Consider the following 26,906-nt stretch of genomic DNA (forward strand, 5'->3'; position numbering starts at 1 on the left):
CTTCCATTCTTATTGTTGTTCCCTGAATTTATAGCCGTTCAAATACAACTTTTTCATTTATGAGTCTCTAATAATGTGTCTTGTGCAATAGGGTTCAAACAAAGCCGTCCATCCACACAGAATTGTATTATACTCAAAAATGGACAACAACTAAGTTGCCCTTTCCACTCTAAACCAATTGAAGCTTCACAAATCTCCGCTTTCCAACCTGAATGATCAAATCGTCAGCAATGGTTACTTGCCAATTTGTGTCTTCCACTTTTTCCCCGTTAATCTTAACACCTCGGTTTGCAATCATGCGGCGGGCTTCACTTTTTGAAGACAGCATTTTCAACTCAACTATCAAGTCGATCACAGAAATCTTTTCAGCACCTCTCCACACCACTATCGGGATGTCATCCGGCAGCGTTCCTTGCTGGAATACCGTCACAAAATGCTGCTCTGCTTTCTTGGCGGCTTCTTCACCATGGTACATACGCACGATGGTCTTTGCTAAAAACATCTTCGCATCACGCGGATGCATTTTCCCACTCCCGATATCAGCTTTAAACTTCTCCAGCTCTTCCGGCGTTAAGTCGGTGACGAGCTCAAAGTACTTCGTCATCAATGAATCTGGAATCGACATCGCTTTACCGTACATTTCTTGTGGAGCCTCATCAATGCCGATGTAGTTCTTTTTGGACTTAGACATCTTCTCCACACCGTCCAGCCCTTCCAGCAGCAGCATCAGCATCGCTACCTGCTTTTCCTTGCCAAACTTCTCCTGGTAATGACGTCCCATCAAGATATTAAAATGCTGGTCTGTTCCGCCAAGTTCGATGTCGCACTCCAGCATGACCGAGTCGTATCCTTGCATTAAAGGGTAGAAGAACTCATGCAGGGAGATCGGTTTTCCTGTTGAAATACGCTGATCAAAGTCATCACGCTCTAACAGACGTGCAACCGTAATCTTCCCTGCAAGATTGATCACATCTTCAAAATTAAGCTGTGAAAGCCACTTAGAGTTGTAGTGCAGTTCTACTTTTTCCATATCAACGATCTTTCCGAACTGTTCGAAGTACGTCTTCGCGTTATGCTCCACTTCTTCTGTTGTAAGCTGCTTGCGTGCAGCTGATTTTCCTGTCGGATCTCCAATCTTTCCTGTAAAATCGCCAATGATCAGCTGGATTACATGACCGTTCTCTTGAAACTGTCTCAGCTTGTTCAGTACAACGGTGTGGCCTAGATGCACGTCTGGAGCTGATGGATCCAAGCCAAGTTTAATTTTCAAAGGCTTGTTCTCTAGAATAGATTTAGCCACTTTCATTTCTAGATCTTCAGATGGAATGATATCCTGCACACCTTGTGTGTAGATCGCTATCTGCCTCTCTACCTCATTTCGTTGTTGTTCAGTAAGCTGATCCATAACCTCACCCATGTTCATTCCTCCTATTAAAATATATAAAAAAGACCACATCCCTATCGATAAGGGACGTGGTCTAACTTTTACACGCGGTACCACCCTAATTGAAGAATACAATCATTCTTCCGCTCAAAATCAAATAACGGTTTGCCCGTTCTTTATCTCTGGCTACCAAAGACAAAGAAAGCTCTTGGAAGTGTAATTCACATGATCTTTGTACCGGTTCGCACCCGCCACCGGCTCTCTGAAAAACAGGGAGATCATTGCTACTAGGTTTCCTGTCATCACATTTTTTTATATGGAATTGTTACCTTAAAAGTTGTTCTCTCGAATGACTCTTCGAAGCAAGCTCGATATCACTTTTTGCTCATCAATCGACAGCGAAGAAACGACTTCCACTTCACCTCGATGGAACTTTGGATACAGATCTTCCATCACTTTTCTGCCTTTATCCGTCAACACCACATAGGTGATCCGCCTGTCGCGGTTATCTATTTTTCTATAGCATAATTCTTTACGTTCCAGTGTATTCGTAATGTTGCTGATCGTTGCTTTTGAGACACCTGCGGACAGTGCAAGCTTTTTCGTTTCAACCGATTCCCATATCCACAGATCATAAAGGATGGAAAAGGATGTCCACGAAAGACCGTGATCGGATAACACTTCCCGCTCCATCTTGTTTCGAAGACCTTGTGCAGCTCGGTAAAGGTTCGTCACAACAGCGATAGAGTCTAAATGAAGTGACTCAATTGGCGCTTTTGCTAATTTGTTGATGGTCTCCTTCTCTTCCGGCAATAACTCACCGTACTCATCAAAAGAATAAATGCTAACCACTCCTTAAAGTTTTCATAATCGTTAGCTTTGAAACGATAATAGCAGATTCAATTGTGTATGGCAAGTGCATTTTTTTCTAAGCGCGCCTAATAATCTGTCCGATTGCTTTTTTCTAACTAAAAAAACTTGAAAAATAACGCGTATTTTTCAAGTCTTAGGTTTTCCGTACTTCACTAACACATGCCACAACAATTTTAGTTCTTGTAAAGCCTCGTCAATCGTTCCTCTATCGCTCCATGCATCCGGATTACGCTTCAGATCAAATACAGCGGCGCCTATACATTGTGCATGGATCACGCCATTGTGAGCAATACGTTTCGCGAGCGAAGGCATGCTAGGCCCACGAAAGTCTGGAGGAACTTCATCAACTGATAATTGAAAGCCCGAGTGCCAGTAGAGTTCAATAGCGTATGTTCTACATAGCTGCTGAAGAGTTCTGCCAGTGTCGGTATTTTTAAAAGATGGATCTGCTACAAGAACCTCAACATCTTCCCTTAAAGAAATATCACCATGAACTTGTGCCTCAATATAATGGTTCAGGTTGCGGACTGCCTCCTTGCCTTCCGGTTTTAAAAAGGGCTTTTCTAATTCCGTATTAAAGTGATGAATCAGCTTTGTAGGTGTTAAATTCATTTCTCCAATAGCAAAATCTCTTACGAAAACTTCTGCAAGCAGCTCAGATAGAATCATATCAAACTCTGATAAAGTACCCTTCCCTCTTGGATCTTGGTGAGAATCTAAATAGGTATACGTCGCACGCTTTGATACTCCTGGGGATAATAGAAAGTAGCACGATCCAAAACGTGGCGCAGGGCCATCCGGATGAAGCATCACATTTAACGCTCCATATTTAGGACGGTCTTTGTTCGTGGTTCCCTCCGTTTGATAAGCGCCGCCAAACAATCTTTCTTCCCACGTATCTCTTGCCCCGCCAGGATAAGCACTAACACTTCCATTCGATAATAACGTTTCAAATTGGCTTTTATAGATTCCTTGCTCCAATAAGGCCTGTGCTACACTTTTTAAGTTGGAATCGGGCCGATCAGGATGGAAATGCAGCGCAACACATGCGTTTTCTTTTAACTTTTGCACAGCCGATTCAAAAAACGAATCCTTTATATTAGACATTTTTAGAACATGCTGAATGGTTGATCGTGCATCATCTTTATGTTTCCTGGCATAATCCTCAAAATGCTGAATCGCTAATTGTTGTGATTTTGTTAATTTCATACTAATGCTCCCCTTTGTTTCTTATACCCACCTTCGACAATCGAAAAAAAAATCCTTCCGACACCAAATGAATGTGGCCATCAGGATCGTATTTTAGATATAGAGAATATACTTCTTAAAAAGGAGGAGTGGTCGTATGGCAAAACGCAAAAAACAAAGAATTACAGGCTCACGAAATTTTCATACACCCAAATTAATTCCTCTTCTATTCATGATATTCATTCTATTCGTTTCAGCTCTTAGCTTATTTCTGTCTTCAACGATCTTTAAGGAACATCTCGTGTTATCGGAAGCCTCCCTTTGGCTGGCTATGTCTTTACTCTCATTATTTATTGCACTTGTCACACTTCATTCTAGGATGGATCATGTCATGGAAAAGGTCCTCGTTCCTATCGTGATAATTGGTTCACTCGTTTGTTCGGGAACTTTTGCCCTTACCACGTTTCAGCTATTTTCTGATAAACGGAACTATGAAGACCATGAGTTCAAGATATCGGAAGGAGTGCCCAGTGAAATCTCGTTTGACGGTTCAAAGTATGGAGAAGACTACATTTCTTCAATCACTATTCACGGTGTGGAGATTAAGGTTGCTCACCTGAATATCACGAGGACGGACTATTTACAGGAATTAAAGAACAAACCTTTGAAACTTCAGTATTTGCCTCATAGCAGGTTTGCGGTTGCGGTCACCCTGGTGATAGAAGAAGAGGTTCAAAAACAATAAAAGCACAGCCTCGTTAGAGAAGCTGCGCTTATCTTTTTTATAGTTTCTTTAAAAACTTAAATAATCTCGGGTACTCATGTTCCGGAATTGAAAGATTATAAAAGTGAGTAAAAACCAATACCAGAACAACTGTCAATATACTAAACGTTAAAACTTCTCGCATCACTTAATCTCCCCATCAATTTGCCTTCTTTTTGAGCTGTTGCGGCTCTTCAGTCTTCCACTTAAAGATCCCATTTAAGAACGTATATAATTTCTTTGATTCTTTAGTAAGCAAAGGGCCTAGAATCGCTAGAATCAGAACATACAGAGCGGAAAATGGCTTTAGTACGGAAGCTAATCCGCCAGCCATTCCGATGTTCGCGACAATGATAGAAAATTCTCCTCTCGAAACAATCGTTAAACCGATGTTTGAGGAGGCTTTATGAGATAACCCTGCTTTTCTCCCCGCGATCATTCCGGCTGCAAAATTTCCAATAATGGTGATCACTACGGCTCCAAGGGCTAGCCAAACCGCGCCGCCTAGTGTGAACGGGTCGATGCTTAAACCAAAGCTGAAGAAAAAGGTGGCTCCAAAGAAATCTCTAAATGGTATGACCATTTTTTCAATGCGCTCACTATGCTCTGTCTCAGAAAAAACAAGCCCTAACAGAAGTGCACCAATAGCTTCTGCCACATGGATGGTTTCTGAGAATCCTGCGATAAAAAACAAACAAGCAAAAATCACAATAATAAAAATCTCATTGGAAGTGATATTAAGTAGTTTGTTTAAATGCTTCGTACATGTTCTGGCAATAACGAAGAACAAGATCATATAACCAAATGCGATAAAAATGGACTTAGCCACTCCAAAAACGGATGTAGCATCGCCTAATACCAATCCAGAAATGATGGATAGATAGACAGCAAGGAATATATCTTCAAACATGATGATCCCCAATATCAGTTCTGTCTCCGGATTTGCTGTACGCTTCAGGTCCACAATAACTTTAGCCACAATGGCACTCGAAGAAATCGTAATAATACCTGCAATAATCAGAACTTCAAGTACGGAGAATCCCATAAGAAAGGCGTAGATCAATCCGAGTGAGAAGTTAATAAGAATATAGATACTTCCGCCTATGGCAATCGACTTACCAGAACGAACCAATTTCCCTACTGAAAATTCTAAACCAAGGTAGAACAGCAAAAACAATACTCCGATCCTTCCAAAGAAGGTGATAATTTCGTTGCTTTTAATAAAGGTAAAATCCAATACTCCGATCACGGGAGCATGTGGTCCTACGATCATGCCAAAAATGATGAGAAAAGGGATAATCGAAAAGTTTAACTTATTTGCGATTAAAGCTGCTAAAGAAATAATGATCAACGCTGTTCCTACTTCTAAGACGAGGTGGTTATTCATTCACTGCTCACCTCAGCCGATAACATCTCTTTAATGATCTTTTTTACACCATGCCTTTCCCCGGAAATGACTATCATATCTCCTGATTCAATCATCGTTTCGGGTCCAGGGTTCAATACTTTCTCATTCCCTTTTACAATGGCAATAACAGATACTTCATATTTTTGACGGATGTCTAACTCACCAATTGTTTTACTGACTGCAAATGCATCGGGTTCAATTCTATACCACTCAATCATCAGTTCATCGAACGCCATTTCAATGGTTTCAATGGCTTTTGGCCTATAGATTATGCCGCCGATAATGGCTGCGAACTGTCTTGATTCCGTATCGCTCAAGGTAACAGACGACAGGCTCTCTTCATAATCCTTTTTATCAAAATGGTAGATTTCTCTTCGGCCATCGTCATGAACAATGACCACCACTTTATCTCCATTTGCAATTTCCACTTCAAACTTTCTTCCGATTCCGGGTAATTCTATTTCTTTGACGATCATAATTTACTCTCCTTCAGCTTTTTTAGACAAGACAAATAAACGTTCGGTTACTTGTTTTTCCGAACAGATTGGTATCGATTTGGATTTCCAAATAAACCCTTACTGGTTAAGGATTTTCAAAAGCTTTTATAGGGATTATGACCGTCAGAGGTAATTCGATTGGAATTGATAGGGGGTAAGGAATACGGCATTTTTGCTGATTGGGTCAATCCTCGGCTGCACATGGAACTCTTTGTTCTCATCCAACAGGATCGTACGGTTTAAGTGAATAGCCTTTATTCCCTTTTTCAACTTCTTGCTTTTCGTTGGATATTCGCCAATTATGGTTGAATCATCGAACGACGAAGAGGATATTTCAAACACGTCTTTTTGAGGTGGCGATGATAGGTTTTCCATATTGTAGTTCGGAAATAGAGATGTGCCCGCGAACACATACAGCAATGCCAATAAGAAAATTCTACGCAATTCTTACTCCCCCTTTCTACAGTTCTGCTTTAATTTTAACATAAAAACACAAGTTCAATGAAGCGAAGCAAAAAAGCCCCCTTTTAGAAGGAGACTTTTCCAATATATCTTATTATTTAGTTGTATGAAGCTTGCTGTTTCGGTATCCATAACTAAAGTAAATAACAAGTCCCATTACAAGCCATACGACGAACCCTTTCCATGTGAATGCTGATAGCTGAAGCATTAGATACACACAGAAGATGATCGCTAATGCTGGGATAACCGGTACCCATGGTGTTTTAAATCCACGCTTCAAGTCCGGTCTTGTTTTACGAAGAACTGCAACTCCAAGTGAAACGGTAGCAAATGCAAACAATGTTCCGATACTTGTTAATTCTGCTAATTTATCCAACGGTACAAACCCTGCAAAAAGTGCTACCAGAATACCTGTAACCCATGTACTTGGAAGCGGAACTTTAGATCGTGGATGAACGGATGAAAGCTTCTTAGGAAGCAATCCATCGCGGCTCATCGCATAGAACAATCGAGTCTGTCCAAACATCATCACAATAAGAACAGTCGTTATCCCTACAATGGCACCAAGCGAGATAAACCCTGCAGCCCAATCTTGGTGAATAAATTGAAGAGCAAATGCAACTGGATCTTTTACATTTAACATTTCATAAGGAACAATTCCCGTAAGGATTAAGGAAACTGCGATATAGATGATCGTACAAATCGCTAGAGCTGAAATAATACCGATCGGAAGATTTCGCTGCGGATCTTTCACTTCCTCAGCTGCTGTTGAAACGGCATCAAACCCGAAGTATGCAAACACAACGACTGCCGCACCTGTTACAACGCCTGAGAATCCAAATGGCATGAACGGCTGCCAGTTCGTCGGTTCCACATACCATACCCCTACTGCGATAAAGAGAAGTACAACGGCTACTTTAACAATAACCATGATCGCATTGAACTTTGCTGATTCTTTAACACCTCTGGACAGCAATAACGTTACGAGTAAAACGATAATTACAGCCGGTAAGTCAATATACGTACCTTTTGCTGGATCAAATGCACTAGTTAAGGCCGTTGGAAGGTGGATGCCAAACCCGGTTAACAAGCTTTGGAAGTAACCTGACCACCCACTGGCCACTGCTGATGAAGCAAGTCCATATTCTAAGACGAGATCCCATCCTAAAATCCAAGCGAAGATCTCACCAAACGCCACATAACTGTACGTATAGGCACTTCCTGATTGCGGAATCATGGATGCGAATTCCGAATAGCATAATGCCGCAAATACACACGCTAGACCTGCTATGATAAATGAGAGAATCAATGCTGGACCAGCATACTTAGCCGCAGCTACACCAGTCAGTACAAATACTCCTGTACCAATGATCGCTCCCACTCCTAACATCGTTAAATCTAGAGCCCCGAGTACCCGATTAAGAGATTGCTCCGGGGTTTGATTGGATACTAATTTCTTTCTAAACAAGTTCATAAGTGCCTCCGATAATTGTCGATAAAAGTCGAATTATTCACATTTTGCTATTGTACAAGCATTTATTGAATTTGTAAACATTAAAATTTTCTAACATTTCTAATAAATAACAAAATATATTGTTAACGTTTTCAAAAAATAGCGCTTGGGAATATTTAAGTTTGACAATCATTCATTATACTCGCTAAAATATTCTTCATGTGGACATCTCAGATTAAAAACTTATGAAGAAGGTGATTCAATTTGAAAAAGATAAGAATTAGTTTAGCTTGGCAAATCCTGATTGGACTTGCTGTCGGGATCATTGTTGGTGCTTTGTTCTTTGGAAACGAAACAGTCCAAGGGTATCTGCAGCCTATTGGAGACATTTTTATTCGACTAATTAAAATGATCGTCGTACCAATTGTTGTTTCCAGCCTCATCGTCGGTGTAGCGAGTGTTGGAGACATTAAGCAGTTAGGACGTCTTGGCGGAAAAACCATTTTATACTTTGAAATTATTACAACTTTAGCTATTATAATCGGACTATTTATAGCTAATATCTTCCAGCCTGGTGCAGGCGTGGACATGAAATCATTATCAAAAGGCGATATTTCAAGTTATGTGGAAACGACTGAATCCGTGGAAAGCCATGGTTTTGCTGATACATTCTTGAATATTGTTCCAACCAATCTTTTTGAATCGTTAGCTAATGGAGATATGCTTGCTATCATCTTCTTCTCTGTATTATTCGGATTAGGAATTGCAGCGATCGGTGAGAGAGGTAAGCCTGTATTAGCGTTCTTCCAAGGAACGGCAGATGCGATGTTCTATATCACAAACCAGATCATGAAACTTGCTCCATTTGGAGTATTTGCACTGATCGGAGTAACCGTTTCAAAATTCGGTATTGAATCTCTTGTACCATTGAGCAAACTTGTTCTAGTTGTTTATGGAGCGATGTTCTTCTTCGTAATCGTCGTATTAGGCGGAGTTGCAGCGATGGTGAAGGTTAATATCTTCACGGTGATCAAAATTCTAAAAGATGAATTAATCTTAGCTTATTCAACAGCCAGCTCAGAAACAGTATTGCCAAAACTGATGGAAAAAATGGAGAAGTTCGGCTGTCCGAAAGCGATCACTTCATTTGTTATTCCGACAGGTTACTCGTTCAACCTGGATGGATCTACTCTTTACCAAGCAATTGCAGCACTGTTTATCGCTCAAATGTACGGAATAGAACTATCCATTGCAGAGCAGATTTCATTGTTACTTGTATTGATGGTAACGTCTAAAGGTATCGCAGGTGTTCCTGGCGTTTCATTCGTAGTACTTTTAGCCACTCTAGGTTCTGTAGGAATTCCTCTAGAAGGATTAGCCTTCATTGCAGGTATTGACCGTATCCTGGATATGGCACGTACGGCAGTAAACGTTGTAGGTAACTCTTTAGCCGCTGTGGTGATGTCTAAGTGGGAAGGCAAGTTCAACCCAATAAAAGCCCAGCAATATGAATCTGAAGTAAGCTAATAAAAGAAAAACCGTGTCAGCATTTAAAAGCTGACACGGTTTTTTTTGACTTTATTTTTTCAGATGAAAAGGCACGGTCGAGATGACAATATCTCTTTTGTATAATAGATAAGCGCGAATCAACAGACTCGACTGGTTGTGAAGGATATTATGCCACCCCTTCTTCGGAATGAATTGCGGGATCACTATCGTTACTTGATAATCTCCTTCTTTCGCTTTATGAGCAACTGTGTCTACAAACTTTGTTAACGGACCTATTATGCTTCTGTACTGGGAGTGCAGCGTAACGAGCCTAATGTCTGGCTGCCATTTCTCCCACTTCTCTTCAAACTTCTTCTCGTCTTCCCTTTCAAAGGCTACATATACCGCTATAATTTGATCTGGGTTTAAGGACTTTGCATATTTTAAGGAATTCTCGACCACATGCGTGATCCCGGCAACAGGAACGATCATCACATTTCCTTTTATATCTGGTGAAGGCTCACACGTTGTAAGCCTCAGCTGGTCTCCAACCGCATCATAGTGCTTTTTAATTCTATGGAAAATAAACACGATAATCGGCAAGAAGACTAGAATCGACCACACCTGCGAAAACTTTGTCAAGAAGAACATCAGCGTAACAATAAAACTAATAACAGCTCCCGTTGTATTCGTTATAAATTTCGGGACCCATCCTGCTGGCTTTTCTCGAAGCCACTTCAACATCATCCCCGTTTGCGATAGCGTGAAAGGAATGAATACTCCTACAGCATATAGAGGAATGAGATGCTCTGTTTCAGCGTGAAACGCAACAATAAGAAGTATCGAAGCCAATCCCAGGATGATGATACCATTGGAATAACCCAATCGGTCTCCTCTTGCTAGGAACATACGCGGTATAAACTTATCTTTTGCCAAATTTACAGCTAAGAGAGGAAACGCAGAATATCCTGTATTTGCTGCTAAGATCAAGATCAAGGCTGTCGTCCCTTGAACGAAGAAGTACATGAAGTTTCGTCCAAATGTTTCTTCAGCGATCTGAGAGACGACCGTTACCTCCGCTTTTGGGACAACACCATAAAAGTAAGCGAGTGTCACGATACCTGAAAAAAGGATCGCCAGTAATGCTCCCATCATCATTAAAGTACGCGCAGCATTTACAGGTGCTGGGTCTTTAAAGTTCGGAATCGCATTCGAGATCGCTTCTACACCAGTCAGGGCCGAACTTCCTGAAGCAAAGGCACGCAAAAGGATGAATAATGAAATGCCAGCCACCGGTGTTCCAATTGGCGTGGGCAGGTCGGCTGAAACATCACCCGTCACGATTTTGTAAATACCAACGGCGATTAGAATAAATAGTGCTAATACGAATAGATAAACCGGGTATGCAAGAATGGAAGCTGATTCCGTTACACCTCTTAGGTTCAATACTGTAAGGAAGATGACAAAAATAATCGCGATCTCAACGTTAAATTCATGTAAAGCAGGAAACGCTGATGTAATCGCGTCGGTTCCTGCCGATACACTTACCGCTACAGTCAGAATGTAATCGACAAGGAGCGATCCTCCTGCAATAAGCCCTGGATTCACACCTAAGTTTGATTTAGAAACAATGTATGCTCCGCCGCCATGTGGATACGCATAAATAATCTGCCTGTAAGACAAAATGAGAGCAGTTAAAAGAAATAACACCCCGATAGCGATCGGGATAGAATACCAAAAAGCAGCAGCTCCCACTGTAATAAGGACGATTAAGATCTGTTCAGGACCATACGCTACTGATGAAAGGGCATCCGATGAAAGGATAGCCAATGCCTTCGTTTTATTAATTTTTTGTTCTCCTAATTCGGTCGACTTTAGTGGACGACCAATTAAGAATCTTTTCAATGATGTTAACATAATGTACTCTCCGTCCGGATTTTTTTATCTCTTTTAATCTTTTCCATAACTTCTGTTTTTAACAAAAAAAAGTCTGCAAGTCATCAAGAAAAACGACCTGCAGACCTTAAATTTTCGGCTCCACAAGCTCCACCTTCCTTCTCATAAACGCTTACGGAGTTAGCTGTCGGATTCGGGCCTTTGAGTAGCCCTACCTTAAAAAAGGATTCACCCCAGGATTCCAAAGAATCCGAAATGGTTCCCCCGCACCGATTTGGTTTCAGCGATTTAGAAATTAGAAACTGTGATAATAATACTCCTGTCATAACAAAAAGTAAATAACATTTATTTAAAGAATATGTTACTAAAAAATGGCCCATATTGTTTATAAAGATTAATGAATTCATTTCGTAATGAATAGAGTCGAAAATTAAAGGAGTATACCATGTATAAAGAGCCAAACCCCCTTTTTTCAGATGAATATTTAACACAAGTAGCAGAGGAAATTAACGAGCAGTACGGATTTAACGACGACAAACAAGAACTCCAAAATTCTCAGGAGATTGACAAAAAATAAAAGACCCCGTGAGCGGGATCTTTTTCTACTTTCCTTAAGCGTATCTCATCATTCAAGCTTTTACCCGGTTAACAGCCATCAACATCAGAAAGGAAATACCAACAACACATGCAACCCAAAGCCAGGCAAGATCCATATTCCCTGAATCCATTGCCATGTAGATGGCAGTCGAGACAGTCTGTGTTTTACCTGGTATGTTCCCGGCAAACATTAAGGTTGCGCCGAACTCCCCTAACGCTCGTGCAAAACTTAAAATTGCACCAGAAATTAGTGCCCTTAGAGCTAGAGGAATAGAGATTCGGAGCAATACTTGAAATTCATTCCCTCCGTCCACTCGAGCTGCATTTTCGATGTCTCCATCAATTGATTCAAAACCTGCCTTTGCAGACTGATACATAAGGGGAAACGCGACGACGGCAGAAGCGATCACAGCTGCCCACCACGTGAACATGATCGGCTGGTTAAAAAGCCATTCAATCAGTTGTCCGCCTGGGCCGTTTCTTCCAAAAAGTACGATCAATAAGAACCCCACTACAGTTGGCGGGAGCACTAACGGAAGCAGAAAAGCCGTTTCCAAGATGGATTTTCCCTTGAATTTCCGATCAGCCATCACTCGTCCTAAAAATAACCCTGTAAGAATAACTAGGATTGCCGCAACCAACGCAATGCCAAGTGACAGTTTTACAGGTGACCAAAATTCTGCACCCATCAATTAATTGACCGTGCTAAATCCATACTCTTTAAAGATCTGCAGGATTTCTTTCTCTTGAAGGTAGTCATAGAACAGCATAGCTTCTTTTTGGTGTGGACTTTTTTTAACCACACCTACTGGATAAACAATAGGAGAATGCTTGTTTTCGTCAGCGGTTGCTGCCACTTTTACTTTTTTAGAAGTCATGGCGTCTGTTTTATAAACGATACCTGCGTCCACGTTCCCCGTCTCTACATATGTAAGAACCTGCCGAACATCTTTCGCATAAACCACTTTCTCATCAACCTCATTCCATAACCTCAAGTTTTCTAGTGTTTCCTTTGCATATTTTCCTGCTGGAACAGATTCAGGCGTTCCTATAGAGAACTTTTCAATCTTCGCTAAATCATTAAACCCTTTTACATCTGAATGACTTGCCACGATTAAAACGAGCTCATTTCGAACAAGGTCTGTCCCATTTTTTTTATGGATCAAACCATCTTTAACAAGCTTGTCATATTTATCTTCTGCCGCAGAGAAAAAGAGATCTACCGGCGCTCCCTGTGAGATTTGCTGCTGCAAGGCACCTGACGCCCCATAGTTATATGTAATCTTTATGTTGGGATGTTTCTTTTCAAAGTCTGCCGCTATTTCTTTTAATGCATCCTGTAAACTGGCTGCGGCCGAGATCGTGAGCTCTACCTTCTCTGTGGATCCAGAAACATCCTGCTTCTTTTCGGTTTGCCCGCACCCTATCAGGATCAACAGCATACTAAAAAAGATCAAATACCATTTTTTCAAGGTGATTTCTTCCTTCCCGCTTTAAAACTGATTACTTACGATTATAGCAAAACATTACCCGAAAGCCTTTATATTGGAGTTAGAGTATTTTTTCGCAGTTTTAGTAAGCATTCAAGAAACAAAGCCCCATAATTCAGCGAAAATATAAGAAATTCCGGCGAGTTTTAGCATTAATTCAGCGAGTTTGCGCATTAATTCGGCGAGTTTTAGCCAAATATCAGCGAATCTGCAATTTTCGACAAACTCGCATCATCCTCCTTCACATCTCAAATGAAAAAAGCCACCATAAAGGTACAATAACCTTTATGATAGCTTCCTTTATTTTTACTCCGTTACAGCAAGCACAGAGCCTTTGTATTCCTTGTCGATAAAGTCTGTGATCTCTTTAGAGTGAAGGACTTCTAGCAGTGTTTTGATCGCTTTCTTGTCTTTGTCCCCTTCACGAACCGTGATGATGTTTGCAAATGGAGATTCAGATCCTTCAAGTGCAATGGAATCTTCTTTTGGATTAAGGTCTGCATCGATCGCAAAGTTTGTGTTGATTACGATCGCGTCACCTTCATCATGCTCATACGCTTTTGTTAAAAGACCTGGGTCGATATCTGCAATAAACTCTAGGTTCTTCGGATTCTCAACAATGTCACTAAGCTGGGCTTCATATCCTTTTCCTTCTTTAAGCTTAATCAATCCTTCTGCTTCAAAGATCGAAAGAATGCGTCCATGCTCGGCAACAGAATTGCTTAAGATTATTTTTGCGCCCTCCGGCAGATCTTTTAATGATTTATGTCTCTTAGAATAAACGCCCATCGGCTCGAGGTGAACTGCCCCTGCGTTTTCAAATTTGTACTTCGGGTTATCCTTTACCTGCTGTGTTAAATATGGGATGTGCTGAAAGTAGTTCGCATCGATTTCTTTTTCGTACAATGATTTATTCGGTAAGATATAATCTTGGAATGTTACAATCTCAAGGTCAATACCTTTTTCCTTTAGTATTGGTTTTGCTTCTTCTAAGATTTCAGCATGCGGTACGTTTGACGCACCTACTGTTAATTTCTCCGTCTTCTCTTCACCGCTTGTTGATCCACAAGCTGCTAGAACAAATACGGCCAAACTTGCTAAAAGCACTTGAATTAATCTCTTCATCTCATAATCCCCTATCCTTTATTTTCTCTGTGGTTTGATAAGAACTCTACAAGAGGCAGAATGCAAAAAAACCTTCTGAACTCATGAAGAGACAGAAGGTTTCCGAAATAGATCCGTTTCTCCTCTCATCTCTCAGCGTTCGCTGTTAGATTTAGCACCGTTTCCATACTGGCTGTTCAGTACGAATGGTTGCCGGGCTTCATAGGGCTAATTCCCTCCACCTGCTCTTAATAAGAGTATTCATATCAAATTACTTTGTATTATTACAGGAATTTCATTTAAAGTCAAACACTTTTTTTCAAATTTTTCTGAACTTGAGGAGCCGCATACTCTATAAGCCATTCCGATGTTGCGTCAATCAGCTGCTTAAAGTGCTGAATGGATGAATACGTATGGTTCGCTCCTTCCACTAGAACCATATCCGTTGACCCTTCTGGACGTACTCTTGCGTGATCAAAATATTCATAACAATAGTCAGATGAAATCACATGATCACCTGTTCCATGGATAAAGAGTGCGTTACCTCTGAACGTATCCCAAACATGGATCGGAGAATACGGTTTTAGCGAGATTAGAAAGTTTTCCGTAATCTCATAACCTAGATGATCGATAACACCAACTGAACCTGGATGATTTTCGTCATACCCAACAATTTCAGAAATATCTTCATAAGGATCACCAACGGCTGACCAGAGCACAACATTCCGTATACGATGATCAACAGCAGCTGTACTAGCAGCAACGGCCCCGCCTAAGCTATGGCCGATAAGTGTTACTTGATCAGGGTCAATGTTTTGAAGTTTACTGCCAAACGAGATCACATGCTTCGTTTGATCGATAAAACACGCAAATTCATTATCGCCATATGATCCATCACTCTCACCGCAACCCGCATAATCGAATCGCAAGACGGCAAAACCGAGCTTCGCTAATTCCTGTGCCGTTTTTACAAATAAACGATCAACGCCTATTCGTGTACTTGTAAACCCGTGGCAGATGATAACGAGCGGATATCGTTCACCACCAAGACCAGGTGATGATGGGTAATGAACGGTATAGGCAAGCTTCTTCCCTTTCCAGCGTAAACAATCACCATTTTCCATGCGACCGATCTCCTTTCACTTTTTTTAAAAACAAAAAAACCGCGTTCCTGAGAGAACACGGTTTATACCTAATAGAATCCGTCCATCCTCTCATCTTTCAGCATAAGCTGTTAGATTTAGCACCGTTTTCACACTGACTGTTCAGCATGAATGGTTGCCGGGCTTCATCGGGCTAATTCCCTCCGCCTGCTCTTAATAAGAGTTTTTATTAAATTACAAACAATCATAGTCTACTAGAAATAAGATGTCAACGAAAAAGTCAGAAAACAAGAACAGGAACGATAATTATCTCATTTTAGAAAAAGTAATCTCTCTCTACTTTACTGATCCTTACTCCAAAATTCCGGTACCACTCTTTTTTCCCCTTATCCTGTGCAATCTGGTGGGCTGCATTCTCTTTCCAAGATTGAATAGCATCTAAAGAATCCCAATACGATACCGTTATTCCGAGATTAGAGTCCCGAGCACTTTCCACACCCAGAAAACCTTTCTGTTGTGAGGCTAGCTGCACCATTTTCTCGGCCATCTGTCCGTAGCCCTGATCGACTTCGGTGCGTGTTGATGTAAAAACAACCGCATAATAAGGTGGTTTTGGTGTTTTAGATATATGGCTCACTTCGTATCCCCTCTTTCTAAATCCTGTCTCTTTCAAGAATTATCTCTTCTGTCTTTTTATGTTTAATGGCATCCACGATCAGTGAGGGAAACTTGATACGTTCTCCCTGATTTCTAGGGTCATATCGTTTGGAACGAAAAATAACACCGTCTTTTCCGTCCCATTCGTTTTGATGGAAGCTGCCTGATACATCACAGTACTCGAGCAGTTCCACTTGAAACCCAGCTGTCTCAAACATCTTACTTAATGTTTTATAAGTATGAACGATCTTATGGCTTACAGCTGGATGGTCTTTTGGCCCGGGTCCTCCAATCTGTACCATTTCTTGATATGCTTCATCAGGAAAGTATCCATCAGGGACGGCACAGCGAATATATCCTCCAGGCTTCAGGAACGCATAACAAATCTTCGCGGCTGTTTGTCCTTCTTCGTAAGTAAGATGCTCCCACACATGTTCAGCAAGAATCGCTGATACTGACTCGGGTTCAAATTTCTCTTCCCACTCTTCTTTATTCAGCAGATTCAGTTCCTCTTCCTGCGTGTGAAGCCAGCCTGGGTTGTTATAATATTCACCAGCTCCGATTACCAGTTTAATGTCTTGTTGAGTCTTCATTTTTATCCCCTCGTTACAAAAGGCTGGTTTTGTTGTTCTAAGAATCTTGTAACAAAAGCACGTTCTACGAATTCTGGTTTGTTAGCATAGATTTTAATCACTTCTTTTATTTCTTCTGCTCGGTATTTTTCATTTTTGTTGTTGGCGAGTGAAGGATACCCTGAGCCACGTTGAAGGTAATCAGACGTTGCTACTGTATACCATTTTTCATCTTCTAAAAGTGTACTGCCAATACTTATTTCTATAACACTGCTGCCATCATGAACCACTTTTGCTCCTGATACATGCAGCCCGCCAACATACTTTCCTCTAAAACCGGGTCCCTTCCCGTCTAACAAACAGTGCTGTACATCCAGAGACTGTTCGACCGCTTCTTTTATGTATTTTCCTTGGAGCTCGAACGACGTAGGGTTTAATGGCGACGGGCAGACTTCAATCAATTTTTTATCAGAAACATAGTGAAAGATGCCAGCATTAGCGATTCCGCTGTTGATCAGACCGATGTCACAGTTCAGCATGTCTCTTAGTCCATCTGCAATCAAATTCGTGAGGGGATTCTCTCCGATCACGTCATGCCATAAAGGTTGCTCGATATGATAGAGTGGCTTCTTCAGCACCTCGATCGCCTTATATTTATTTACTTTTAAAATCGCTGCGATCTCTTCATCACTTGCAGCATTCTTGGTTGGATAAACACCAGAGCTAATAAGCTTCTTACTCTTCCCATCCACATCTAGCTCCAACACCCCAATATACTCACCATAGTTTCCAGCACTTACGATGAACGTGTCATTGACCGTCTTTGCTTCTGTAAAAAGCTGATGGTCGTGTGATGAGACAATCACATCTATTCCCGCCATCTCTTTAGCAAGGTCGATGTCAGCAACTGTGCCAACGTGGTTCAGCAAGATGCACAGATCATAATTCCCTGCATGTCTCTCAATCTCCTCAGAAATCGAGATCATGTAGTTTTCATTATGTAACCCGAGCCCTTCGTTAAATTCACCCATGTCAGGCGAGGCACCCGTGATCAGGATTCGGAGACCGTTTTTATCCAATAGGATACTAGAAAGGACTCCACTAATATTCGTCCTGTCTTGCTTAAAAAGGTTGCTGCTGATAAAAGGAACAGAGCTATGAGTGGCCATGTGTTCAAGCGTATTCACCCCATTAAACATCTCGTTGTTTCCTATCGTCAACGCATCATACCCTACAGCTTCCAACAACTCTACTGCTGCCAGTCCTCTTGTCCCTTGCAGTTCGATGCTTTTAAAATCAGCAAAATCTCCCGCTTCTAAAAGAATAGTATATTCATCTTTATGCTGTTTGATCAGGGTGGCTGCTCTCGTAAAATTATCAAAATTACTGTGAAGATCATTGGTATGTATGATTTTAAGTTTCATAGTTTCCCCCACATTAGGAATAATTGTTAATTCTATCTTTACAAATAATGGTATCATAAAAGGGTGTATTTGCATTCATAAAACGTATGCGGAGGAATGGAATGTCTTACAAAGATAACGATTTGATGATTCGACCGATTACAGAAGAAGATCTGCCAAAGCTATGGGAACTCATCTACAAAGAAGAATCACCTGAGTGGAAAAAGTGGGATGCCCCATACTTTGAGCACAAACATGTTCCTTTTGATGAATTTATTTCGAACAAAGCAAATTACGTGAATCAAGACAAACGCTGGGCCATAGAAGTTAATGGAGAACTGATCGGAACGGTAAGCTACTATTGGGAGCATCAGCCATCCAACTGGATGGAAATAGGAATCGGCATCTATAGCCCGAAGTACTGGAGCGGCGGTTACGGTACACGAGCGATTCGTCTTTGGATCAGCCACTTGTTCAACACGAAGCCGTTAGTCCGTGTCGGTTACACTACATGGTCAGGCAACGAACGCATGATAAAGGTTGGAGAAAAGTTAGGCATGACAATGGAAGCCCGCCTCAGAAAATGCCGCTATTACAACGGGGAATACTATGATTCTATTCGAATGGGCCTCCTTCGCGATGAGTGGGAAGAGTGGTGTGCTATTTGATCTTGTGGGGTGAAGAACTTACAGATTTAAAAACAGCTAGAGATTCTAAACAAAACTAAATCAATGAGTGAACATGACTCATAATTTTAGTTTTCTGATGCCTTTCTTCCGTAACCACCTCACAAAAAAGGACGCCTCCCCACGAGTTGCGTCCATTTTTATTGCGTTATATATATTCTTTGATGGAAAATTAACTCGTCATACTTCTCTCGATCGCATCATCCCAACTTGGGAAATAGTGAAGTGCATGTCTCATTAGCTGAGGATGTGTTTTTTTTACCGTTTTTTTGTTAAGGTTTGTACCCCTGGCACTCAAGTTTCGAATCTCGACAATTACCTCTTCAGAACTCATATTGACTTCCATGATAAGCCTCCTTTCTTAACTTGTTATCAATCCTTTACACATTTAGGAATGTTTAAACCAAATAAATTATAAAGTTAGGTTTAATTTTATTTCATCATTTATAAAGCATCTATTATAAAAGCACCCAAAGTTTACAGTATTTTACAATATTAAAACGCCTGATCAACTTCACATCAGGCGCTTTTTACAAATTTCTATGTAAGGATAAGATCACGATTTCGTAAGCGTTCTCGTTCCTTTTCTGTAGTTCGATTGGTTAGCATCGTTCTGTAATGAGCGGCTCGATGAAGTTTGCCTCTGAAGGCTGAGTGGGAACTATCGATGGGTAGGTCCATACCATTTGAAAAAATAACCCTGACCTTCTTCAGGCCGATTTTTTCATAGTCGTCTATGTGGGGATGAGACAGCCAGATGCAGGTATCTTTTCGTGGTGATTGCGTGGGAAAGAAGAAAATATCAAGTTTGGAGTTAATCATGATGGGAGCGAAACATAGCTTTCCCAAATTAATTCGTGCGGCTTCTTTCTTACCATCATAGGTTCCGCCGTAGTAAGGACAAGTATCTACGATGATTCGAGTAGGTTTCTTTTCAACGAGGATGACAGCATCTCTTTCATAAATCTCTGCACACACAGCACCCCACTGGTTAACAAACGGATGAATGGCCATCGTGTCACTGTTAATCAAATATTCCTCAACCTTGTCTTGCACGAACTTGTACTTCATTCAGTACCTCCTAGTTATTTTTTTAACTGCCCCAATACCCTTTCTCTTCATAGTACAAATATCCCCTGACACCTATACTATGTAGTAATATTTTACCATTCAAAAATACACTCATCTACATATTTTTCCAAAAATCTTCAAAATATTTAGTTTATTTTAGTTGCCAATAATAAAAGCGAGTGAATATCTCACTCGCTTTTCCCTATTCATCTTGTTTTAAGATCACTTTCTCTTCAGCATGCACGATGTAAATGTTATAAATTTTATGACTGAGTTTCTGCCTTAGATTTAAAGGAATCGTGAGTACACCTTTCTTACTTAACCTTTGTGTGTACTCTCTTTCAACGTTCTTATCAATAATAACCACATCATTTTCACAGTCAATGCCTACGATCGTATCGCGAGTGATATTGAATTCTTCTCTCCAGCTTACGGGAATGTAAAGATAACCTCTGTCGTTGTCATAATACTTCTCTGCCAGTTTAAACATAATTACTTTATTCACCTGCTCTTCAAGAATCGGGAAATTTTATATTACTATAATAGAAAAAAGGATGACAGAAAGAAAAGACATTTTTAATAAAATATTTACAAATGAATATATCCGATAACTAACAATTTATTGAGACGGTTGAGCGCGAAGAATTATATGAATTTATTACAGAAGCTGCTAAACTAACTGGTTTACATATGGATGAAGATGAAGACATAACCGAAGAGTGGAGAGAATGGTAAAAGGAGCAGACGCTGCTCCTTTTTATTTTTTATAACTACGCCTCAAGTCTTAATCAAATTACACCTGGAGAAACTGTCTGCACTTTCTTTCTTTGTCTAAACTAATAGTATGAAGAAATGACGAACGGAGACATGAGTTATGACAGATACTTTTACCAAAAAACAAATCACACTCGAGCTTCTGCTGCACATCACACTAACATCATTAACCCTTGTAACACTGTTCAAATTGCTGCCCACCATCCAGCCAGTCTTCAAGTTGATCGGGATTGGTTTATCACTTCTTATCGTTACTTTTGACGTATTATTCTTGGCAAAAAATAGCCTGCCATCCTTAAAAATCACACGATTGATCGCGATCTATTTCTTTGCCGTCAGCTTGATCGTTTTTGCTATCTTCTATCTGACAAAGCTACTCGTATTAACTGATATGTACGGATTTGAAAATTTGCTTAAACTTCATGAATCGACTGCAAAACTTATATACTTAGCCATCTGTTTCGCGCAACCGATCGTTCTCCCGTTGCCTGAAGTGGTGACAGTTGCAGGAGCAAGTGCTGTATTCGGACCTGTAACGGCGATTTCTCTAGGATTTCTTGGAACGCTTGCCGGTATCATCGTGATGTATTTCATCGCAAGGATTGGCGGTCAGCGCATCGTTTCCCGATTTATAAAAGAAGAACACCTCGCAAAATACCAAAGTTATGTAAAGAGAAATGAATTCCTATTCTTAGCTATTATGTTTATCATTCCCATTCTTCCAGACGAAATCATCTGTGTTGGAGCAGGGCTAGGCGGAGTTACATTTAGAAGATTCTTTATCATTGCGGCTTTAACAAAGCTTTTTACGTCCACGATCTTTGCGTATTCTGTAGAACTTGCGAAAATGTTCTCACTTTCCCCAACTGAACTGATGGTGTACGCTTCCCTCATCTCTGGTGCTGCGTTCATCTTAACAACAACGATCAAACGAAATGTAAAACAAAAAGAAGAAGCATAATAATTTCACGTGACCAAGAGCCTAGAGCCAATGACTCAGGCTTTTTTCTTTATGTTAGGTAAATTGTATGAATTATCTGACTACTAATTGTATTCCTTATTTTGGTGTATTAGTATAAGGCTTGTACAACAAATTAAGGGAGTGACTGAATCCACATGTTCAAACGAAGAATGGTATACACACTCGGCGCCTTGGTCCTATCTGCAAGCCTTACAGCACCAACTTTTGCCTCAGCAAACACGTCTCCCGGAACACCTGATCAACAAACGTTCTCTGTAGATGGCTTCATCAATCATGCAGAACTCACAAACAAGCTGCAGCAGATCGCAACCAACTCTCAAGGAAAAGTGAAAGTTGAAACAGCTGGCTACTCTAACCGTAACCGCGAGATCTACAAAGCGACAGTTGGTACAGGTAAAAAAGTGGTGATGATCCAAAGTGAAATCCATGGAAATGAGAAAACAGGAACAAATGCCATTTTAAATATCCTTCAGTTCTTAGGATCTAATTCTCCTGAAGCAGAGAAAATCCGCAGTGAGATTACACTCGTTGCCCTTCCGATGATAAACCCGGATGCGTCTGAATTGGATCGCCGCGGAAATGACCTGAACTGGAACGAAGTTGTAAGCAAATTCCCTCAGTTATCAACCGCAAAGCCATCTTGGAACTATTATACGTACAAAAATGAAACATACGATTATGCGTCTAAACCAGGATTTGACGTGAACCGTGACTTTAACCCGGATCTTAACTATGTACCAAAAGCATCTGATTTCCCTGGCAAATCCTCTACTCCTGGCTGGTACATCACGCCTGAATCACAAACGGTACGTGATGTGTATAAAGACCTTGTAAAGGAATTTGGAAAGGTCGAAGCGTTCATCGACCTCCATCACCAAGCACCTTACTATGAAGTAGATGGTACGGATGATCTTGTAACGTTCTCCATCTCTGCGCAGTTCGTGCCAAATCCAAAAACGACTGAAGGCGCAGCCTACGCGCAATATGCCGATAAATATGACTATGATTACTCCCGACAGCTGAACGTTGCGGTGTATGATGCGATGCAGGAGCAAGGTGATTCACCATTCGGAAACATCTCATTGTATCCGCAGAATCAGAACCTGCCTGGAACAGCACTTGGGTCATTCGCACTGAACGGCAGTGGTACGGTGCTCTTTGAAGTGCGAGGCCAAACACAATCGTTCGGTCAGAAGAAAAAAGGCCAGCTTGTAAAAGCCATCGAACGCGGACTATACGGAGTCATTGATGGCGTTACCGATGGTTCTGTTTATAACATCGATCCTGAAAAATATGAGTCTATTCCTTTAACAGAAGGAAGACAGTAAGAAACAGAGGGGAACTTCACTTTAAGAAGTTCCCTTTATTCATTAAGCTTTATTTTCAATCCATGATAACGTTTCTTCCAATCCTATCTTGTACGGAGTTCGTGGTACTGAAGTAAATTTCTGTTCATATTTTTCTCCACTTAAGATTACCGGTTCTTCCGTTAGGTACATCATCTCAATCAGCTCTTTCATAAACGGTGAAAATATACTCATAAAACGAATCATATTCTTTTTAACTATTCTTACGCTTTTTTTATAGCCTGTTATTTCTCTGATGATCTTAACTACTTCTTCTCCAGAGATCGGGCGTGCTGCAGGGATATTCCAGTTTTGATCATACGTATCTTCTTGGAGTGAAAGGTTAACAACCGCTTTGGCAGCATCTTTCGTGTAGATAAACTCCCTTTGAAGGCAAGGATCTCCTATATAATTTGTTTTTTTATTTTCAACAACGTTCTTAAGAGTCTCGTATAGCAGAGTGTTATTCGCATTAGGTCCATACAGATCAGGTAAGTGAGCAATTAAATGATGGACACTGGAATTCTTAAGCTTCCTCTCCATTTCTAGTCGAATACATCCTTTATTCGTATGCGGCATTTTAACAGCCGTTTCTGTTACTCTGTTTTTTTGCTTGCCATAGGCATAGATATTGTCTGCAAGTACGATTTTTAATTGTTTGACTTCTCCTACATGTATTAGATTATCCATGCAAGGAATGTGGGTTCTACTCCATTCTGGATAAGGAAAACTTACAGCATGGAAGATTACATCTACATCTTTTGAGGCATTCATCACATCACTTAGTTCAAGAGCATCCCCAGGGTAAATTGTTACGCCAGTTGTTTTTTGAAAGAGATTCTTTAATTTATTTTCACCACGAGCAAATGCAACAACCTTCACACCCTTTGAAACTAGCTCTTGGACCAATGCATATCCAATTCCACCTGATGCTCCTACTACTAAAGCTTTTTTCATATTGTTCTCCCTCTCTATTTGACCAGTGGTCAATAATATTTAAAATAAAACTCTAGGCTATATGTAAAACCTAAAGTTTAATCTAATGCTTTCAAGATAAAATCCGCATGTACTTGTGCAGCATCAATTGCTTCTTTATAGCTGCTTACAGAGCCACTGTAATGAGAAACAAATCCATGAAGGGAAATAAATGCGGAGTAAATATCTTTAATCAGTAATCTTTTATGAGATAATAACTGGACGGTCTCAGCAAACTTTTGATAGCTTAGGTTTGCAGCTTCGTGAGATAGTCCATCTACTTCCTTATTCCGCGTCATGAACATAATTTCATACTGACTTTGGTGATCCAAACCAAATTCGATAAAACAAAGAAACACATTTTTAAGCTTTCCATGCTTATCTCCTGGATCGTTAACTGTATCCTCCATTCGTTTGTTTAACGAAATAAAGTATTCCTCTATGATGGTATAAAACAACTCAGCTTTATTTTTAAAATGATAATAAATAGCACCGTGGCTGCAATCGAGTTCTTGAGCAATACTGCGCATAGATACTTGGTGAAAGTCTTTCCTTTCAAATTGCTTTCTTGCTTCTTTTACAATCATGTCTCTTGTAAGTTCTTGTGATGCTTTCTTGCGAGGCACCTAACTCCCCCTTTAATTGACCAGTGGTTAATTAATATTATACTCACATCTAAGCCAAATACAATAATTTCCTCTCATTATTTTTAAAAACATTTTTAAAATCCTTTTCTCGTGTAGACTTTTACTACAATTTTTATGTATAGGAATGAAAACCTGCCAAAACAATAAAATGCCCAAAGCCTAATAGCTCTGAGCTTTTTCTTTTACTTCACCAGCTTGTACATCAAAACATCATCTACGTATTCATTGTCACTAAACTTAAACTCCCTCACTTTACGTCCTTCTTCCACAAACCCTAACTTTTTATATAGTTCTATGGCTCTGGTGTTCGTCGAGAACGTACCTAACGAAACTTTTTCGATTACGGGGTGCTGTTCAGCCCACGACAACAACTCATGGATTAATAGTTTACCAATCCCCTGATTCCGATAATTCTTTTGAAGCATGATGGCAAACGATCCTGTATGGTGCATTCTCTTCCGTTCTTGTGACCGGAACACGATCCACCCTACTACCTTATTATCCACTTCTGCGACTAGCATTGTTTCTCTTTCATGATCAAAGATTTTTCGAATCCATTCCTGATGCTCTTCCGTCGTTTTATTAATTTCTTCAGCTACGGCGATAAAGTAATCTTTTTCTGTAACGACCTCACGCTGGATGTCGAGTACAGCTTCAGCATCCTCTATACGAGCTGTACGAATGATAGCTTTAGACATCGTAATTCCCCCTTTTCTCACAGACGTTCTAAAATTCTACATAAAATGATGATTCCCTTCACAGTAAAAAGAAAAAATCGAGCAAAACCACCTGGGGGTTCTACTCGATTTCTTACTGATTATGCTTTTACCGCTTCCTTCTCTGGGAGTGGAGCCGGATCAATGCTTTGATCGTTCGCTGTAAGATCGATGCCGTAGTCTTTTGCAAACACCATGTGGGTTTCTGCTAGTACGTTTTCATGGTTCAAATCAAGGTTAAACACACGTGCCCCGCGGAGACGGTTGCGGTCTGCTCCAGAAAGGCCGTACGTTCCAAATCCAGTGTTTCCACTGTACCCCAGCATGATGCCGTAATAGTTTCCAGCATACGTGTTGATGTGGTCATGGCCGCAGAATACGCCTTTTACATCACCACGGTGCTGCATCGCCGAGAACAGTCCTGAATTGATCGGTCCTGGGCACTCAGCTTCATTACGCTCACCAGTGATTTGGTGTTTCTCTACAGCACGCTTATGATCTGCTTCTGTACGGCTGTCGACACTCGCATACCACATGTAACGGTGCTCCCATAACGGAATGTGGATGAACATGAGTGACGGCACCTTATAGCCAAATCGGTTCTCGATCTTCTGAGATGTTTCGTTATACCAGCTTACTTGGTCAAAACGAAGCCAGTCCCACGTCGGGTAGCCTTGGAAGTCTTGTCCAGCAATTGTTTTTGGTGCATAACGCCCGCTGTCCAGCAGCCAAAGGTTAAACGCTGCTTTCTTCGCTTCATGATCCCAGACGAGCAGGTTCATGTTGCCTGTCCCAGTAACTTTTGCACCTTTATCGTTCAAGTTATGTTTATAAGAACGGTAGAATTCGAGCATCTTCTCTTCATCTATACCGTTTTTAGGAGTGGAATCCTCATCATGGTTGCCGAATGTAACGGCCCACTTGATCCCGCGCTTTTCCATCGGCTGCACAACGTTGTTCATCGCTTGTTTCATTTCAAGAGGTGTATCACAGCCACCCGTAATGTTATCTCCATTCATGACAACAAAATCTGGTTTCTCTGAATCTAGCACTTTTTCCATCAGCTCGATCGTACGGCGGTCGATGCGCTCATCATCCTGCGTGTCGTTGAACTGAACTACTTTGAACTTGCCATTCTGGTGAAAACGAAGAACTTTTTCCTCATGACTGTCAGCGTGTATTGTCGTATTCTGATTAAAAAGTGAAGACGACTCACCAAGCGAGCCAAGTGTTAATGCAAGTGTACTCGCTCCCCCAATCTTAATAAAATCACGACGGTTAACTTGTTTTGAACTCATTCCAAACCCCTCCGATTTTTGTACTGGTCTTACCACTAAATAGAGTAGCAACCAGATTTATAGGAAGTGTATG

At 40.7% G+C, this 26,906-nt stretch carries 28 protein-coding genes, 3 riboswitches and 1 other annotated feature; of the genes, 6 read left to right on the plus strand and 22 right to left on the minus strand.

Translation table 11 applies throughout. The annotated features are described in order from the left end of the window. Nucleotides 1-169: 169 nt before the first annotated feature. The 3 genes from tyrS to IEV52_RS14485 form a co-directional block, all read right to left on the minus strand. Nucleotides 170-1,417 carry a tyrosine--tRNA ligase gene (tyrS, locus tag IEV52_RS14475; RefSeq protein ID WP_188403218.1) on the minus strand — a complete coding sequence of 416 codons (1,248 nt, stop codon included), beginning with the start codon at nt 1,415-1,417 and terminating at the stop codon, nt 170-172. Between the two features lie 47 nt (nt 1,418-1,464). Next, nucleotides 1,465-1,696: a binding site (T-box leader), on the minus strand. Between the two features lie 18 nt (nt 1,697-1,714). Continuing rightward, nucleotides 1,715-2,227, minus strand: coding sequence for a MarR family transcriptional regulator (locus tag IEV52_RS14480; protein ID WP_229754354.1), 513 nt, complete (start codon nt 2,225-2,227; stop codon nt 1,715-1,717). A 156-nt stretch (nt 2,228-2,383) separates the two neighbouring features. Beyond that, a complete protein-coding gene (locus IEV52_RS14485; protein WP_188403219.1) occupies nt 2,384-3,466 on the minus strand; it encodes a DUF3626 domain-containing protein in 1,083 nt (360 codons plus the stop codon). Between the two features lie 136 nt (nt 3,467-3,602). Between IEV52_RS14485 and IEV52_RS14490 the strand changes: the two genes are divergently transcribed. Further along, entirely contained in the window at nt 3,603-4,190 is a 588-nt protein-coding gene (locus tag IEV52_RS14490; protein ID WP_188403220.1) for a hypothetical protein, read from the plus strand. 178 nt (nt 4,191-4,368) lie between these two features. Here the strand turns inward: IEV52_RS14490 and IEV52_RS14495 are convergent, their stop codons facing one another. From IEV52_RS14495 to bcaP, 4 genes are all read right to left on the minus strand, one after another. Next, the gene (locus IEV52_RS14495) at nt 4,369-5,595 is read right to left on the minus strand and encodes a cation:proton antiporter (RefSeq protein ID WP_188403221.1); all 1,227 of its coding nucleotides are present in this window, start codon (nt 5,593-5,595) and stop codon (nt 4,369-4,371) included. Further along, on the minus strand, nt 5,592-6,092 hold the full coding sequence (locus IEV52_RS14500) for a cation:proton antiporter regulatory subunit (RefSeq protein WP_188403222.1): 501 nt from the start codon (nt 6,090-6,092) through the stop codon (nt 5,592-5,594). Before IEV52_RS14500 ends, IEV52_RS14495 begins: the two co-directional genes overlap by 4 nt. Nucleotides 6,093-6,236: 144 nt before the next feature. Continuing rightward, nucleotides 6,237-6,557 (minus strand): hypothetical protein, encoded by a 321-nt coding sequence (locus IEV52_RS14505; RefSeq protein ID WP_188403223.1) that lies wholly within the window; start codon nt 6,555-6,557, stop codon nt 6,237-6,239. A gap of 112 nt (nt 6,558-6,669) precedes the next feature. Continuing rightward, nucleotides 6,670-8,049: a branched-chain amino acid transporter BcaP gene (gene bcaP, locus IEV52_RS14510; protein WP_188403224.1), complete on the minus strand. Its 1,380-nt coding sequence runs from the start codon at nt 8,047-8,049 to the stop codon at nt 6,670-6,672. Nucleotides 8,050-8,301: 252 nt separating this feature from the next. Here bcaP and IEV52_RS14515 point away from each other — a divergent pair, with 252 nt between their 5' ends. Further along, on the plus strand, nt 8,302-9,555 hold the full coding sequence (locus IEV52_RS14515; protein ID WP_373869437.1) for a cation:dicarboxylate symporter family transporter: 1,254 nt from the start codon (nt 8,302-8,304) through the stop codon (nt 9,553-9,555). A 51-nt stretch (nt 9,556-9,606) separates the two neighbouring features. On the opposite strand, the gene IEV52_RS14520 is transcribed toward IEV52_RS14515, so the two are convergent. Then, nucleotides 9,607-11,433 (minus strand): APC family permease, encoded by a 1,827-nt coding sequence (locus tag IEV52_RS14520; protein ID WP_188403226.1) that lies wholly within the window; start codon nt 11,431-11,433, stop codon nt 9,607-9,609. 133 nt (nt 11,434-11,566) lie between these two features. Further along, a riboswitch (cyclic di-AMP (ydaO/yuaA leader) is annotated at nt 11,567-11,708 on the minus strand. A 149-nt stretch (nt 11,709-11,857) separates the two neighbouring features. Here IEV52_RS14520 and IEV52_RS22590 point away from each other — a divergent pair. Then, the gene (locus IEV52_RS22590; protein WP_268234777.1) at nt 11,858-11,989 is read left to right on the plus strand and encodes a hypothetical protein; all 132 of its coding nucleotides are present in this window, start codon (nt 11,858-11,860) and stop codon (nt 11,987-11,989) included. A 52-nt stretch (nt 11,990-12,041) separates the two neighbouring features. Here the strand turns inward: IEV52_RS22590 and modB are convergent, their stop codons facing one another. From modB to IEV52_RS14555, 7 genes are all read right to left on the minus strand, one after another. Continuing rightward, on the minus strand, nt 12,042-12,698 hold the full coding sequence (gene modB / locus IEV52_RS14525; protein ID WP_188403227.1) for a molybdate ABC transporter permease subunit: 657 nt from the start codon (nt 12,696-12,698) through the stop codon (nt 12,042-12,044). A 3-nt stretch (nt 12,699-12,701) separates the two neighbouring features. Next, nucleotides 12,702-13,451, minus strand: a complete 750-nt coding sequence (gene modA / locus IEV52_RS14530; protein WP_188403931.1) for a molybdate ABC transporter substrate-binding protein — start codon at nt 13,449-13,451, stop codon at nt 12,702-12,704. A gap of 354 nt (nt 13,452-13,805) precedes the next feature. Then, a complete protein-coding gene (locus IEV52_RS14535) occupies nt 13,806-14,624 on the minus strand; it encodes a MetQ/NlpA family ABC transporter substrate-binding protein (protein ID WP_188403228.1) in 819 nt (272 codons plus the stop codon). 122 nt (nt 14,625-14,746) lie between these two features. Continuing rightward, a riboswitch (SAM riboswitch) is annotated at nt 14,747-14,861 on the minus strand. A gap of 47 nt (nt 14,862-14,908) precedes the next feature. Continuing rightward, nucleotides 14,909-15,727 carry an alpha/beta hydrolase family protein gene (locus IEV52_RS14540; RefSeq protein ID WP_188403229.1) on the minus strand — a complete coding sequence of 273 codons (819 nt, stop codon included), beginning with the start codon at nt 15,725-15,727 and terminating at the stop codon, nt 14,909-14,911. A gap of 87 nt (nt 15,728-15,814) precedes the next feature. Further along, a riboswitch (SAM riboswitch) is annotated at nt 15,815-15,929 on the minus strand. Between the two features lie 93 nt (nt 15,930-16,022). After that, nucleotides 16,023-16,343 (minus strand): antibiotic biosynthesis monooxygenase family protein, encoded by a 321-nt coding sequence (locus tag IEV52_RS14545; protein ID WP_188403230.1) that lies wholly within the window; start codon nt 16,341-16,343, stop codon nt 16,023-16,025. Nucleotides 16,344-16,359: 16 nt separating this feature from the next. Then, nucleotides 16,360-16,956, minus strand: coding sequence for a class I SAM-dependent methyltransferase (locus IEV52_RS14550; protein ID WP_188403231.1), 597 nt, complete (start codon nt 16,954-16,956; stop codon nt 16,360-16,362). Between the two features lie 2 nt (nt 16,957-16,958). Further along, nucleotides 16,959-18,359 (minus strand): bifunctional metallophosphatase/5'-nucleotidase, encoded by a 1,401-nt coding sequence (locus IEV52_RS14555; RefSeq protein ID WP_188403232.1) that lies wholly within the window; start codon nt 18,357-18,359, stop codon nt 16,959-16,961. 101 nt (nt 18,360-18,460) lie between these two features. Here IEV52_RS14555 and IEV52_RS14560 point away from each other — a divergent pair, with 101 nt between their 5' ends. Continuing rightward, nucleotides 18,461-19,006, plus strand: coding sequence for a GNAT family N-acetyltransferase (locus IEV52_RS14560; protein ID WP_188403233.1), 546 nt, complete (start codon nt 18,461-18,463; stop codon nt 19,004-19,006). A gap of 190 nt (nt 19,007-19,196) precedes the next feature. Here the strand turns inward: IEV52_RS14560 and IEV52_RS14565 are convergent, their stop codons facing one another. The 3 genes from IEV52_RS14565 to IEV52_RS14575 all read right to left on the minus strand — a co-directional run bounded on the left by IEV52_RS14565 (nt 19,197) and on the right by IEV52_RS14575 (nt 20,585). Then, a complete protein-coding gene (locus IEV52_RS14565; RefSeq protein WP_188403234.1) occupies nt 19,197-19,370 on the minus strand; it encodes a hypothetical protein in 174 nt (57 codons plus the stop codon). Between the two features lie 194 nt (nt 19,371-19,564). Continuing rightward, nucleotides 19,565-20,095, minus strand: a complete 531-nt coding sequence (locus IEV52_RS14570; protein ID WP_188403235.1) for a competence protein ComK — start codon at nt 20,093-20,095, stop codon at nt 19,565-19,567. 202 nt (nt 20,096-20,297) lie between these two features. Further along, on the minus strand, nt 20,298-20,585 hold the full coding sequence (locus IEV52_RS14575; RefSeq protein ID WP_188403236.1) for a hypothetical protein: 288 nt from the start codon (nt 20,583-20,585) through the stop codon (nt 20,298-20,300). A gap of 384 nt (nt 20,586-20,969) precedes the next feature. On the opposite strand from IEV52_RS14575, the gene IEV52_RS14580 reads away from it, so the two are divergent. After that, the gene (locus IEV52_RS14580) at nt 20,970-21,830 is read left to right on the plus strand and encodes a TVP38/TMEM64 family protein (RefSeq protein WP_188403237.1); all 861 of its coding nucleotides are present in this window, start codon (nt 20,970-20,972) and stop codon (nt 21,828-21,830) included. A gap of 155 nt (nt 21,831-21,985) precedes the next feature. Further along, nucleotides 21,986-23,179: a M14 family zinc carboxypeptidase gene (locus IEV52_RS14585; RefSeq protein ID WP_188403238.1), complete on the plus strand. Its 1,194-nt coding sequence runs from the start codon at nt 21,986-21,988 to the stop codon at nt 23,177-23,179. 42 nt (nt 23,180-23,221) lie between these two features. Here IEV52_RS14585 and IEV52_RS14590 read toward each other — a convergent pair whose 3' ends face one another. From IEV52_RS14590 to IEV52_RS14605, 4 genes are all read right to left on the minus strand, one after another. After that, a complete protein-coding gene (locus IEV52_RS14590; RefSeq protein ID WP_188403239.1) occupies nt 23,222-24,154 on the minus strand; it encodes an SDR family NAD(P)-dependent oxidoreductase in 933 nt (310 codons plus the stop codon). A gap of 77 nt (nt 24,155-24,231) precedes the next feature. Next, nucleotides 24,232-24,798 (minus strand): TetR/AcrR family transcriptional regulator, encoded by a 567-nt coding sequence (locus IEV52_RS14595; protein WP_188403240.1) that lies wholly within the window; start codon nt 24,796-24,798, stop codon nt 24,232-24,234. Between the two features lie 203 nt (nt 24,799-25,001). After that, a complete protein-coding gene (locus IEV52_RS14600; RefSeq protein WP_188403241.1) occupies nt 25,002-25,517 on the minus strand; it encodes a GNAT family N-acetyltransferase in 516 nt (171 codons plus the stop codon). A 119-nt stretch (nt 25,518-25,636) separates the two neighbouring features. Further along, a complete protein-coding gene (locus IEV52_RS14605; protein ID WP_188403242.1) occupies nt 25,637-26,833 on the minus strand; it encodes a metallophosphoesterase in 1,197 nt (398 codons plus the stop codon). Nucleotides 26,834-26,906: the final 73 nt, after the last annotated feature.

The organism is Fictibacillus barbaricus (assembly GCF_014635025.1).
Classification (GTDB): Bacteria; Bacillota; Bacilli; order Bacillales; family Fictibacillaceae; genus Fictibacillus; species Fictibacillus barbaricus.